This window comes from Rhodococcus sp. JCM 9793, from assembly GCF_055380405.1.
In genome coordinates, this window is sequence record NZ_AP043721.1 from 1,407,880 (window position 1) to 1,420,064 (window position 12,185).

Consider the following 12,185-nt stretch of genomic DNA (forward strand, 5'->3'; position numbering starts at 1 on the left):
CGCCGTCACACAGGCTGGTGCGCGTCGGCGTCCTCCATACGAATCGGTGTGCGGCGCTCGCGGAGCAGGTGCCGCGCAGCCCAATCGAGCCAGAACCCGAGGAAGCCGATCACGACGATCACGGCCATCACCTGGTCGTAGGCGAGCTGATCGCGTGCGTTGAGAATTTGATAGCCGAGCCCCGAACGCACACCCAGCATCTCGGCGGGCACGAGTACGACCCACGCGATTCCGAGCCCGACCCGCAGACCCGTCTGGACCTGGGAGCGGATCGAGGGGAGCACTACTGTGGTGAGCAGTTCGACACGTGTCGCGCCGAAGGATCGGGCCACCATGAGGTGTCCTGGATCGATCGCGTGCACGCCGGCCGCGGTGTTGATGACGATCGGCCATATGGCCGCCGCTGCGATGAGGAAGAACACCGGCTGGTGACCGATTCCGAACAGCGCCACCGCGATCGGAGCCCACGACAGCGGTGAGATCATCCGCAGGAACTGCATGACCGGCATGGTTGCTTGCTCGACGACCGGGTTGAGTCCGATCAGCAGCCCGAGTGGAATGCCGAATGTCGCGGCGATCAGCAATCCGACGAGAAGCCGCCACAGGCTCGCGAGCATGTCGGGAAGCAGCACGCCGCGGGTGAACAGATCCACGATGGCCGGTCCCACATATTGCGGCGCGAATTCGCGCACGATCGAATCGGGTCCGGCGACGACTGTGGTGACCAGCCACCACAGGGCGACGGCGACGACGATCGCGATGGTCTGCGGCAGGAGCGGGAGACTCCGGGCGGACCGGGTCGGGGTGCTCACGTGGGGTCGACCTCCTCGATGCGGGTGAGATCTGCTGGTAGCCCGAAGGCGTCGGTGCCGGGGATTCGGGTCAGCGACGTGCGGACGAACCGGTCGTCGACGAGATCGTGGTGCACTGTCGCCGGGTCGATCCGCGACAGGAAGTCGGTGTTGCCGTCGACGACCGTGCCGTGCATCGCCTCGACCAGCGCGGTGGTGAAGCTGGGGAACGGGAAGGGTTGGTACCCGATCTGCTGAGGCGCCCACTGCGGATGCCGGGTGTCGGCGTCGCGCCCCGGATAGGTCAGGGCCGTCGTGATCGCGGGAAGCGGCTGCGGCAGATAGCGATCGGAGAGCATCGTTGCGGCGCCCGGACGATCTGCCCCGATCTGCAGCTGGGCGGACACCACCGAATCGGTCAGGGACTGCACCGCCGCAGGATTCTCTTCGATGACGTCCTCGTGGACGAGGAACGCGCAGCACGCGTGATCGCGCCACAGGTCGCCGAGGAAGCGGTGGATCCGACCTACGCCGCGGAGTTCGGCGGCGGCGTTGAACGGGTCCGCAACAGTGAATCCCGCAATCGAGCCGTTGGCCAAGGCAGGAATCATATCGGACGGCCCCATGACGACGAGGCCGACGGTGCGCGCGGATTTCGACGGCGCCTGCCTCACCACGGGGGTCAGACCGTGTTCGCGCAGCAACTGCTGAACGACGATGTTGTGGATCGACCACCAGAATGGGATCGCGATCGTCTCGCCCGCGAGCTGTCCGAGGTCGGTGATGTGCGGGGCGACGGTGAGCGCGGAACCGTTGGTGTGGTTCCAGCCGAGAATTCGGGCGGAACTTCCCAGGCCATAGCGTAATTGGACGGCGAGGGGCATCAACAGGTGCACGACGTCGACCTGCCGGCTGACGAATGCTTCTGCGAGCGACGCCCAGCTGCGGAACAGCACAGGTCGAGCGCTGTCGACGATGCCGTTCGGATACAGTCCGGCGCCGTGCGCGACGAGCAGCGGCGCTGCGTCGGTGATCGGTAGGTATCCGATGCGGAGTTGCCCGGTGGTGTTGGTGCGGTCTGTCGCGGCGGTACGCACAAGGTCGGCTGCACCGAACACGCCACCGGCAGCGGCGATTCCGAGCGCACCCTGCATCAGGGTTCGCCGCGTCAGTTTCCCGTTCACGATGGAGTCAGCGACGAATCGCGGTAGTGCTCGAGGATCTCCGTGCGCAGCGGTGCCCGTTCGTCCTGGTTGACGTCGGCGATGCGCCACTGCTGCCGCACCGTGCCACCTCGGCCGAACAATGCGATCCGGTCGGCGAGGCGAAGCGCTTCGTCGATGTCGTGGGTGACCAGCACCGTAGTGAAGGCGAGGTCGCGGGCGAGGTCGCCGAGCCACGCCTGCAGATCGGAGCGTGTCGCGGGGTCGAGTGCGCTGAACGGTTCGTCGAGCAGCAGCAGGCGAGGACGCACCGCGACCGCGCGGATCACGGCGATACGCTGTGCCTGCCCGCCCGACAACTGATCGGGGTAATAGCCGGCGAGGCCGGACAATCCGAACCGGGCGAGCAGTTCATCGGCGTACGCGATGTCGAAACGATCGCGATGATTCTTGAAACGTCCGCCCAGCGCGATATTTTCGCGAACGGTGAGCCACGGCATGAGATACGGCTGCTGGAACACCACACCCGTGTGCGGGCGGGTGTCACCGTCGGTGCTCGGCCAGTCGATCTCTCCGCGATCGAGATGATCGAGACCGGCGATGATCCGCAGCAGTGTCGACTTTCCGCTACCGCTGCTGCCGAGCAGGACGAGGAACTCGCCGGTGGGGACGTCGAGATCGAGTCCCTGCAGGACCGGTTCGTGTCGGCCCGCGAAACTCTTGTAGGCGCCCGCTACTCGAACTTCGAGAGTTCCCATCGCAACTGTCCTTCCGAGGGGGATTGGATGGGGAGGAACGCGGCTTCGCGGAAGCGCCTGTTCGTTGCGCTCGCGGAAGCGTATCCGGCGCCGCCGCGCAGCGTCGCTTCGAGACGTGTCGCGGCCACTGCGACGACCGAGCCGTCGAGGCGCAGGCGGATCAGATCTGCCCCGGACACCGTGGACGGTGCGGTGGCGAATCGGTACAGCCGATCTCGAAGTGATTCGTATTGCTGTGTCAGGACCTGGTATTCGTCGATGAATTGCTCACCGAGACCGTGCAGGCGCGCCGACGCCTCCGTGAGAGATGCTCGGGTGATGCCCGCGCAGAACGAAGTCTGCAGCAACAGGAAGGTCGGGCGGATGGCGCCGCAGAATTCGGTGAGGTCTCCGGAGATGACGTCCGAAGCAGGAATCCGGACGTTCTCGAATGCGATCGACGTCGACGAGGTGGCACCCAGCGCGAGCAGTTCGGGTGACGAATTGATGCGGATGCCCGGTGAATCGGCATGTACTACGGCGATGACGTGTCCGCCGTCGGCGGTGCGTGCAGGAAAGACGATGAGTGATTCCGGAAAGACATTGGAAGCCCAGTGGATCGGTCCGGAGACGGTGAGTCCGTCGTCGGTGCGTTCCGCGACGAGCGGGAGTTCGCCGAGTCCCGCAAGGTATTTGAGCGCGGCCGCCATGGCAGTTACGCCTACACGCCGACCCGATGCGAGCTCGTCACAGTACCGCGCACGGAGGTGTTCCGGTGCGCGGTCCAGATATTCGAGTGTCATGCGCTGAGCCCACAGCGAGAACCCGACGGTGAGGGATTCTGCGGCGATGCCGTCGATGACCGCGACCATGTGGTCGAGACACTTTCCGCCGAGCCCGTTCTCGAGCAGGCCGAGCTCGCCGATGCGTGCGAGGTCGGTGCGGATGTCGGTCTCACCGCGATCGAGAGCGGCGGCACGGTCGCGTACGAATTCGGCGATCGTGTCGAGCTGCTCGTTCGGGTTCTGAATGGCCGCGGTCATCGGGTACTTATCCTTCGAGGGAGTGGATACGGTCGATCGGGGTGCTGACGGCATCGCGAGCGCGGACGACGGCGTCCTCGTCGGGAGCGTTGTAGAAGCACAGGCACTTGTCCATGTCCTCGCGGACATAGGTGCGCAGGAAGCTCACCTCGGGGACGTTCGCGTACTTCGGCGAGTTGGCCTTCTTGCGCGCGAGGTATGTCTCCATGTCGATGGTGTCGGGGATGTCCCACTCGACGAGGTAGCCGGCCTCGGGACGCGCGGCCTTGATCTGGTCGAGCTCGGCGCCGACTAGTCGAACTTCGTTGGGGCCCACGATTTCTGCGACGTCGAGGGTGGTTGCCTCGAGCTGTGCTGCGCGGCATGCGTTGAACTCGGCGACAGCGAAGATGCGCGTGCCGCCGGAGGTCACCTGCGATTCGATCAGTTCGCCGCCGCCGGCGACGACTGCGTCGCCGAATGCCTTGATGGCGGTCTCGGCCTGACCTTCGGTGGGTACGAGTTCGTAGAGATACAGCGACATGGGTCACCTTCCGAGGTGGAGCTGGGTGGGGGGTGCTGACGGCACGGTTGTGCGCAGGCGTACGTCAGGAGGCGACGAGCGAGGCGGAACGTGAGCCGGTCAGCGAATGAAACGACAACACGCAGCACCGGTCACCCGCACGAGATCCACGTGCAGGCGACGGGTCAGAAGACAGCGTGTCACGGGTGCCACGATACATCCAGATAGAACGATCTGTCTATCGCGTCGATCCGTTAGGCTTTTCTGCGTGCGCACCACAGTCGAACCCCTCGCCAAGCGACCGCCCGCGGAACGACTCCTCGATACCGCCGGCGCACTGTTCGCCGAGCTCGGTATCCGCGCAGTGGGTATCGATCGGATCCTCGCCGAAGCGGGTGTGGCACGGGCGAGTCTGTACTCGTCCTACGGCTCGAAGGACGGTCTCGTCCATGCTTACCTGGACCGCCTCGACCATCGCGATCGCACCCGATGGAACGACGCAGTCGCAGATATCGACGACCCCGTTGACCGAGTCCTGACCTTCTTCGACCTCGCGCTCGCCTCGGCGCCGGGCAAGAACTTCCGGGGGTGCCAGTACGCGAACGCGGCCACGGAGTTCCCGGAAGAGCGGATCGAGCCGGTCCTGGCGCATCGCGAGTGGCTACTCGACACTCTTGTGGCACTGCTCGATCGGGCAGGCGCCGTAGATTCGGTCCTCGTGGCCGACCGTGTGCAGTTGATCTACGACGGGGCGCTCGCCGGTTCGAAGTTCGAACACTCGACCGAGCCGATCCGCCGCGGCCGCGACCTCGCTGCGGAACTCATCGGGGCAGCTCGAGACGCACGACAGGCTCACTCCGACGCGTGAGCGCACGGAATCCGGTGCCGGCGACCGCGATGGTCGCGAGTACCCCGATCGTGCCGGCGGCTCCGGTCGAACCAGCCTGACCTCCGACCGTGTAGTCGGCCAGGGCGCTGCCCGCGAGGCGATGCTCCCGAACTCCTCGGGCCATGCAGTCCCCGATCGGTGGAGTCTGCGTGGTGTCGCACCCTCGCAGCGTGGCGGCTTCGAGCGCGTCGGGTGTGCCGGCGGTGAAGGTCGACAGGGCGAATGTGGACAGCACGCCCGCGACGCCGAATGCGGCGAGACCGAGCGCAGTCACGAGGCGTGTGTGTGCCGCGCCCGCTGCGGCGACCACGACCACCCCGGTGACGAGACCTTCGAGGAGTGCGACCGGCGCGTGGGCGCCGTACAGGTACGCGAGTGTCGACAGCGGCATGTGCGCTGAGCCGGAGATCGCGTAGACGACCACGGACCCGGTGACCGCGGCGAACACCGACGCACAGCCCGCGATGAATGCCACGGTGAAGGTGTGTGCGGTAGGCGACAACGTGTTGTGACGGGCGGTGTTGTGACGGGCAAAGGCTGCGCGAAGAGCGATGGCGGTTCCGTATCCGCCGGCGACCCCTGCAAGCGCCATGACGGTGGTGTTCGCTCCGAGGGCGGTGAGGCCCCCGTCGGCGAATACGAATGCCTGGACGGTGAGCACGAACGTCAGGCACAGCGCGGCGGCGAAGGGACCGAGAAGCAGTGCCGCCACAGTGCCGCCGAGGACGTGGCCGCTCACTCCGGGCAGGACAGGTACGTCGATCATCTGCATCGCGAATACGAGTGCGGTCACGAGTGCAGCCGTCGCGGCAGATTTTTCGGTCAGCTCGGTGCGTGCGCGCCATGCGGCAAGCGCGACGCCGATCACGGCGACGACGTAGAACAACACCGATGCACGCGGAGTGATCAGTCCGTCGCTCATGTGCATGGCCAAGGTATCCAGGGCCATGTTGTCTACGGTCAGGGTGTCCACGATCACGATGCCCCCATCTCACGTTCGTGGGCGTAAGGCTAGCGCCGGATACGCACTACCGAGCGACATTCGTCAGGTCGGGTTCCGTGTCGACCGTATACACAAACAGGAACATGTTCTATATTTCGTTCATGTACGAGTGGTCCGACACAGACCTCATGTTCCGCGATGCGCTGCGCGGATTCATCGAGAAGGAAATCCGTCCCCACGTCGACGAGCTCGAGTCCGGTGAGCTCCCGCCGTTCGACATCATCCGCAGGATGTACGCCGCATTCGGGATCGACGAGATGGCCCGCGAATCCCTCGAACGGGCCCTCGCGAAGGAGGGGAAGGGCGAGAGCTCGTCCGGAAGCGGAGGGGGAATGAGCGGGTCGCCGGGCATGGCGGCACTGCTCAACATCGAGATCGCGGGCGTGAGCCTGGGACTCGTCGCGTCGATGGGTGTGAGCCTCGGGCTCACTGCCGGCACGATCCGGGGTCGCGGCACTCTCGCGCAGAAGAAGCGCTGGCTTCCCGAACTGGTGACCTTCGAGAAGGTCGGCGCCTGGGCCATCACCGAACCGGATTCGGGGTCCGACGCTTTCGGCGGGATGAAGACGACCGTGCGCCGCGACGGCGACGACTACATCCTCAACGGGCAGAAGACCTTCATCACCAACGGCCCGTATGCCGACGTCATCATCGTCTACGCCAAGCTGGATGACGGCGACGCAACGATCGACCGACGGGACCGCAAGGTTCTCGCGTTCGTACTGGACAAGGGGATGGAGGGTCTCACGCAGGGTCCGCCGTTCAAGAAGATGGGTATGAATTCCTCCCCCACCGGCGAGTTGTTCTTCGACAACGTGCGTATCACCCGCGATCGTCTGCTCGGGGAAACCGAGGACGGCGGGAAGAGTGACGGCAAGAGCAGCGCGAAGGAATCGTTCGCCGCCGAGCGCATCGGAATCGCGTATCTGTCGCTCGGCATCATCGAGCAGTGCCTGACGTTGTGCACCGAGTATGCGAAGTCGCGCAAGTTGTGGGGTACCGCGATCTCTCAGTTCCAGCTCATCCAGCTCAAGCTCGCCGAGATGGAGATCGCCCGCATCAACGTGCGGAACATGGTGTTCAGCGCGATCGAGCGTGCGGAGGCCGGGAAGCCGGTGAGCCTGTCGGAGGCGTCGGCGATGAAGCTGTACTCGTCGCGCGCTGCCACCGAGGTCGCGATGGAGGCGGTGCAGCTCTTTGGTGGTAACGGCTACATGGCTGAATATCGTGTCGAGCAACTCGCACGCGACGCGAAGTCGCTGATGATCTATGCGGGGAGCAACGAGATCCAGGTGACCCACATCGCGAAGGGGCTCCTGGCAGATTGACCGGAATGACTGTTTCGTGCTGATTTCCCGCAGTTTCAGGTTCGGTTGATAACACAAAAACCGCGCCGACGAATACCGGGTAGTGGTAATCGCTCGGTGTCTTCGCATATCTTGGCACGTGGGCCTATAGGCCGGGGGTGGTTTACCTGCAACCGGTGATAACTATTAACTGATGTGCACAAGTATCGGGGAGGATCAGATGCACGGGGGAGAGAATGGGCCGCGAGACCGGCCGATAATCCGGTTCGACGACCGGCCGACCACGCCGATCAGTATCGACGGCCGGTCGGCACGCGCCGAACGTACGCGCCAAGCGGTCATCGACGCGCACATCGCGTTGATCCGCGACGGTGAGCTCAAACCGACCGGCGCGCAGATTGCCGAGCGGGCACGGGTGTCACTGAGATCATTGTGGGGTCACTTCGGCGACTTGGAGACGCTTTTCTCGGCAACGGGGGCCGAGCTGATGCGTCGTCAGGACGACGCGCACGAACCGGTGGATCCAAGTCTGCCTCTCGCGGAACGCATCGACCGGTACTGCCGGCAACGTGCCGAGGCGCTCGAGTACATCGCGCCTTTCTCGCGATCGGCGGAGGTTCGGGCGCCGTTCTCGGAAGAGCTGCAACGCAACCGTCACGGCTATCTCGAGCGAGCGGAGATCGAAGTGCGGATGCTGTTCGCTCGTGAGTTCAGTCGAGCCGACGACACGGCACGTGTTCAGATCGTCCAGGCGGTTGCCATCGCATCGACGTGGCCCACCTGGGTCTCGCTGCGCGACGTCGTGGGCCTGTCGGTCCCGGACTCGACCGAAGTGATGAAACGGATGATCAGCGCACTGGTGGAGTCGGTCATCTCGCAGTCGGCCCAACCGTTGGGTGTCTGACCGGGATCCAGGAGTCGTTCACGAATTCTCGCCACACCGCCGACGACAGTGCGCTGCCGTGCACCAGCATCAACGCGGGTGCGTTCGCGTCGCCCGACAGGGCAGGCCGAGACGAGAACGCGATGCGCGTGCCGTCCGCAGGATTGGCCGCGTAGCTCACCCGTCCAGTCTTGCGCACTCGTCCGGAACGTCCGCGTCTCCTAGGACAACCGACCGTGTCACTCCGATCTCGTCGAGGAATCGCTCATCGTGGGACACCACCACGAGCGCGCCTTCGAACGCCCGCAAGGCTTGGGTCAGGTGCGCGAGGCTCGGCAGATCCAGGTTGTTGGTCGGTTCGTCCAGGATCAGCAACTGCGGAGCGGGATCGGCAGCGAGGAGGATGGCCAACGCGGCGCGGAGCCGTTCACCGCCGGACAGGACTCCCACGGGCACGTCGGCGTCGGTCCCGCGGAACAGGAAACGTGCCAGGCGTGCCCGCACTTCCTGGGGAGGGAGGTGCGGTGCGCGCAGTTCGGCATTGGCTACCACCGATGTCGTGTCGTCGAAGATGTCGAGTCGTTGGGGGAGCAGTGCATACGGCACCAGCGGCCCGGCGTCGACGATCCGGCCCAACAGTGTCGTCTTGCCCGAACCGTTGGGTCCGCGCACCGCGATGCGTTCCGGTCCGACGATCTCGAGCGGCCCCTCGGCGATCCGCCGTCCCGGGTGTACCGAGGTGTCGGGCAGGTCCACGCGGATCTCGCGGTCGTTGCGCACCGAGTCCTGTGCCCGATCGAGCTGGGCCCGGGCGGATTCGAGGTTTCCCTCGTGCTCGCGGCGATACTTGCCTGCGGCCTCCTGTGCCTGTCGTTTGCGCATGTTCATGATGATCTTCGGCTCACGCTTGTTCTCGAACATCTTCTTGCCGTAGCGCGCTCGCCGATCGAGTGCAACATGCGCGGCGGCGAGCTCGCGAGCCTGCCGACGAACATCGCTGCGCGCGTCCCGGACCGCGGCCTGAGCCGCCTCCTGTTCGGCTTCGATGATCTGCTCGTAGTCGCTGAAGCCACCGCCGAACATGCGGAGACTGCCGTCCCGCATTTCGGCGATCGTGTCCATCCGATCGAGTAGGTCGCGATCGTGACCTGCGATGATCACGGTCCCCGGGAAACGGTCGAGAGCATCCTGCAGGCGTTCGCGAGCGGCCGTGTCGAGATTGTTGGTCGGCTCGTCGAGCAACAGGACTCCGGGCTCGGCGAGCAGCCGCGCGGTGAGTCCGAGCAGGACGGTCTCCCCTCCTGAGAGCGTCCCAACTGTGCGATCGAAATCGCTTTCGTCGTGCAGGATTCGATCGAGGCCGAGCCGATGCACGGTTGCGAGTGCACGCTCTTCGACGTCCCAGCGGTCACCGACGGTGTCGAAGTCGTCGCCGGTCCCGTCTCCGGATTCGATTCGCCGCAGCGCTGTTCGCACTGTGTCGATACCGAGGACGGTGGAGACCGACACGGCGGGATCGAGGGTGATGTCCTGCGGCAGGTATGCGACTCGTCCGGATGTCGTCACCGATCCGCGTGCGGGTGTCAGATTTCCTGAGATGAGCTGCAGCAGTGTGCTTTTGCCGCTTCCGTTACGTCCGACGAGACCGGTGCGGCCGACGGTGAACGTCGCGTCGAGACCGTCGAAGACGCGGGTGCCGTCGGGATGCTCGTATGTGAGAGCGGACAGCGTGACACTGTTGGATGCAGAAATGGGTACAGACATAAAAGCTCCTGGAGGTAAGAGACGGCCCGCACGTATCGTGCGGTGGGTCGAGAACCTCTACAGGAGCAATGCCTTCTCCGAACGCCGGGAACAAAGTCGAACTCCACGATAAGGGCACTGTCGGCGGTCGCGCAAGCGAATTGATTCCCTGTGGGCCGCCACACAGTTCGGTTGTCGCACAGTTCACCGGATCGTGGCATCGGTCAGCGGCGCCGTTCTCCGATCTCCGGCATGATCGTGACCATGCATATCGGTCGACGGACGGTCACGCTCGTGACAGCGGCTTCTCTCACCCTCGGCGTGGTCGGTTGCGCCACGGGACCTGATCAGCCCGACACCGTCGCCGAAGAGTTCGCCGCCGCTCTGGATACCGGCGACGCAGCGTCCGCTGCCGCGCTCACCACGGATCCCGCTGCCGCGCAGGAAGCGATCTCGGATCTGTTCGAGGGGCTCGGCAACGATGATCCCACCGTGACGGTTGCGGGTATCGGCGACGGCGACACCTTCGACCTGGATGTGTCGTGGAACTTCGGGGAGGGAAAGGACTGGTCGTATCGCACGACCGGCTCCGCGCTCGAAGATACGGCGGAAGAATCGGATGACGACGACGGATGGCGGGTCCGATGGGACCCGACCGTGTTGGCTCCCGAGCTGAGCGCCGGCACGTCGCTGCGCTACACCCCGACGACGGGCACTCCGCCGACGATCTTCGACAGCTCGGGCCAACCGCTGATGAGCGAGCAGATCGTGACGCTCGTGAACCTCGATTCGTCCGCCGACCCCGCAGCGGTCGCGCCTCTGCTCGCCTCGGCTGCGCCGACGATCACCGCGGACTTCCTTGCTGCCGACCTCGAGAAGTCGGCCGGCGCGCCGGTGACTGCGGTGGCTCTGCGCGAAGTGGATCTGGCTCCCATCGAGGAGCGGCTTGCTGCGCTGCCCGGTGTCACACTCGCGCCGCAGCCGCGGCTGCTCACCGTCAACCGCGATCTGTCGTCACCTGTGTGGTCGGGCCTGGACGAGATGTGGCACGAGAATCAGACCGCGACCGCGGGCTGGGCGGTGCAGTCGGTGGCCATGGACGGCACGGTTCGATCGATCGCCGGTGTGGACCCCACCGAGGCCCCCGACCTGTACACCACCATCGACCCCGATCTGCAGGCTCGGGCGGAAGCCACGCTCGCGTCGTTCGACAGGCCGGCGGTGATCGTCGGGATCGATGCCGACAACGGCGCGGTACGCACGGTCGCGCAGAACGCCGCAGCCGATCTGGAGGGCCCGGTCGCGCTCACCGGCCTGTATCCACCGGGTTCGACGTTCAAGGTCGTGACCACTTCGGCGGCGCTGCAGGCGGGGCTCGCCGAACCCGACACGGTGCTTCCGTGCCCCGGGGTCGCGACGATCGGCGACCGGACCATTCCGAACGACGAGAGCTTCGACCTCGGTGAGGTACCGCTGCACGCTGCATTCGCGAACTCGTGCAACACCACCATGGCCGGACTCGCCGTGGATATGCCTCCCACGGCGCTGACCGATGCCGCATTGCAGTTCGGACTCGGCGTCGACTACATCACGCCCGGTCTCGTGACCGTCACCGGAAGCGTCCCCCCGATGGAGTCGGGGGCAGCGCGCGTCGAGGGTGCGATCGGGCAGGGACAGGTGACAGCATCGCCCTTCGGGATGGCGCTCGTCGCCGCGTCGGTCGCGGGTGGGAAGACACCGCTGCCGACGATCGTCGAGGGGCAGCCCGCGACGGCCGATCAGGAGGTCGCACCAGCCCCTGCAGACACACTCGCCGCACTGCGAACGATGATGCGAGAGACCGTAACCGACGGTACGGCGAGCGCACTGAGCGACTTTCCCGAACTCATCGGAAAGACAGGAACCGCAGAGTACGGTGGCAACAACGGAGCAGCCGACAATGTGGGCGGGGCACACGGCTGGTTCATCGGCGCGCAGGATAACCTTGCGTTCGCTGTGTTCGTCGCAGGTGCCGACAGTTCGGCCCCCGCGGTGGAGGCGGCCGGAGAGTGGCTGGGGAGGTGAACTCTCGGATGTAGCGCAATCGTGATCGCATCGTAGACGACTCGTGCTTGTGGCCGGTGT

General features: G+C 65.4%; 12 protein-coding genes. 4 read left to right on the forward strand and 8 right to left on the reverse strand.

The features are described from left to right. Positions 1–5: 5 nt before the first annotated feature. From ACZ46K_RS08820 to ACZ46K_RS08845, 6 genes are all read right to left on the reverse strand, one after another. Positions 6–812: an ABC transporter permease gene (locus ACZ46K_RS08820; protein WP_464747703.1), complete on the reverse strand. Its 807-nt coding sequence runs from the start codon at positions 810–812 to the stop codon at positions 6–8. Further along, complete coding sequence (locus ACZ46K_RS08825; protein WP_464747705.1) at positions 809–1,975, reverse strand: ABC transporter substrate-binding protein; 1,167 nt, start codon at positions 1,973–1,975, stop codon at positions 809–811. The genes ACZ46K_RS08820 and ACZ46K_RS08825 overlap by 4 nt, the downstream gene beginning before the upstream one ends. Next, positions 1,972–2,712 carry an ABC transporter ATP-binding protein gene (locus ACZ46K_RS08830; RefSeq protein ID WP_054805387.1) on the reverse strand — a complete coding sequence of 247 codons (741 nt, stop codon included), beginning with the start codon at positions 2,710–2,712 and terminating at the stop codon, positions 1,972–1,974. Before ACZ46K_RS08830 ends, ACZ46K_RS08825 begins: the two co-directional genes overlap by 4 nt. Continuing rightward, positions 2,688–3,734, reverse strand: coding sequence for a hypothetical protein (locus ACZ46K_RS08835; RefSeq protein ID WP_054805388.1), 1,047 nt, complete (start codon positions 3,732–3,734; stop codon positions 2,688–2,690). Before ACZ46K_RS08835 ends, ACZ46K_RS08830 begins: the two co-directional genes overlap by 25 nt. A gap of 7 nt (positions 3,735–3,741) precedes the next feature. Continuing rightward, a complete protein-coding gene (locus ACZ46K_RS08840) occupies positions 3,742–4,257 on the reverse strand; it encodes a DUF4242 domain-containing protein (protein ID WP_464747708.1) in 516 nt (171 codons plus the stop codon). Positions 4,258–4,356: 99 nt separating this feature from the next. Further along, entirely contained in the window at positions 4,357–4,515 is a 159-nt protein-coding gene (locus ACZ46K_RS08845; protein WP_464747709.1) for a putative leader peptide, read from the reverse strand. On the opposite strand from ACZ46K_RS08845, the gene ACZ46K_RS08850 reads away from it, so the two are divergent. Then, positions 4,505–5,104 carry a TetR/AcrR family transcriptional regulator gene (locus tag ACZ46K_RS08850; RefSeq protein WP_054805389.1) on the forward strand — a complete coding sequence of 200 codons (600 nt, stop codon included), beginning with the start codon at positions 4,505–4,507 and terminating at the stop codon, positions 5,102–5,104. The genes ACZ46K_RS08845 and ACZ46K_RS08850 overlap by 11 nt on opposite strands. On the opposite strand, the gene ACZ46K_RS08855 is transcribed toward ACZ46K_RS08850, so the two are convergent. Continuing rightward, positions 5,058–6,104 (reverse strand): energy-coupling factor ABC transporter permease, encoded by a 1,047-nt coding sequence (locus ACZ46K_RS08855; RefSeq protein ID WP_464747711.1) that lies wholly within the window; start codon positions 6,102–6,104, stop codon positions 5,058–5,060. The two genes, ACZ46K_RS08850 and ACZ46K_RS08855, sit on opposite strands and share 47 nt — an antisense overlap. Before the next feature lie 125 nt (positions 6,105–6,229). Between ACZ46K_RS08855 and ACZ46K_RS08860 the strand changes: the two genes are divergently transcribed. Beyond that, on the forward strand, positions 6,230–7,456 hold the full coding sequence (locus tag ACZ46K_RS08860; protein WP_464747713.1) for an acyl-CoA dehydrogenase family protein: 1,227 nt from the start codon (positions 6,230–6,232) through the stop codon (positions 7,454–7,456). A 172-nt stretch (positions 7,457–7,628) separates the two neighbouring features. Next, the gene (locus ACZ46K_RS08865; RefSeq protein ID WP_464747715.1) at positions 7,629–8,339 is read left to right on the forward strand and encodes a TetR/AcrR family transcriptional regulator; all 711 of its coding nucleotides are present in this window, start codon (positions 7,629–7,631) and stop codon (positions 8,337–8,339) included. Positions 8,340–8,495: 156 nt separating this feature from the next. Here ACZ46K_RS08865 and ACZ46K_RS08870 read toward each other — a convergent pair whose 3' ends face one another. Continuing rightward, positions 8,496–10,082: an ATP-binding cassette domain-containing protein gene (locus tag ACZ46K_RS08870; protein WP_464747717.1), complete on the reverse strand. Its 1,587-nt coding sequence runs from the start codon at positions 10,080–10,082 to the stop codon at positions 8,496–8,498. A gap of 231 nt (positions 10,083–10,313) precedes the next feature. On the opposite strand from ACZ46K_RS08870, the gene ACZ46K_RS08875 reads away from it, so the two are divergent. Then, a complete protein-coding gene (locus ACZ46K_RS08875) occupies positions 10,314–12,125 on the forward strand; it encodes a penicillin-binding transpeptidase domain-containing protein (protein WP_464747719.1) in 1,812 nt (603 codons plus the stop codon). Positions 12,126–12,185: the final 60 nt, after the last annotated feature.

What these genes read in the sequence shown, in the direction of transcription:
- ACZ46K_RS08830 (WP_054805387.1), bottom strand. Translation starts at nt 2,712, where the DNA reads ATGGGAACTCTCGAAGTTCGAGTAGCGGGCGCCTACAAGAGTTTCGCG.
- ACZ46K_RS08835 (WP_054805388.1), bottom strand. Translation starts at nt 3,734, where the DNA reads ATGACCGCGGCCATTCAGAACCCGAACGAGCAGCTCGACACGATCGCC.
- ACZ46K_RS08840 (WP_464747708.1), bottom strand. Translation starts at nt 4,257, where the DNA reads ATGTCGCTGTATCTCTACGAACTCGTACCCACCGAAGGTCAGGCCGAG.
- ACZ46K_RS08860 (WP_464747713.1), top strand. Translation starts at nt 6,230, where the DNA reads ATGTACGAGTGGTCCGACACAGACCTCATGTTCCGCGATGCGCTGCGC.
- ACZ46K_RS08865 (WP_464747715.1), top strand. Translation starts at nt 7,629, where the DNA reads ATGTGCACAAGTATCGGGGAGGATCAGATGCACGGGGGAGAGAATGGG.
- ACZ46K_RS08870 (WP_464747717.1), bottom strand. Translation starts at nt 10,082, where the DNA reads ATGTCTGTACCCATTTCTGCATCCAACAGTGTCACGCTGTCCGCTCTC.
- ACZ46K_RS08875 (WP_464747719.1), top strand. Translation starts at nt 10,314, where the DNA reads ATGATCGTGACCATGCATATCGGTCGACGGACGGTCACGCTCGTGACA.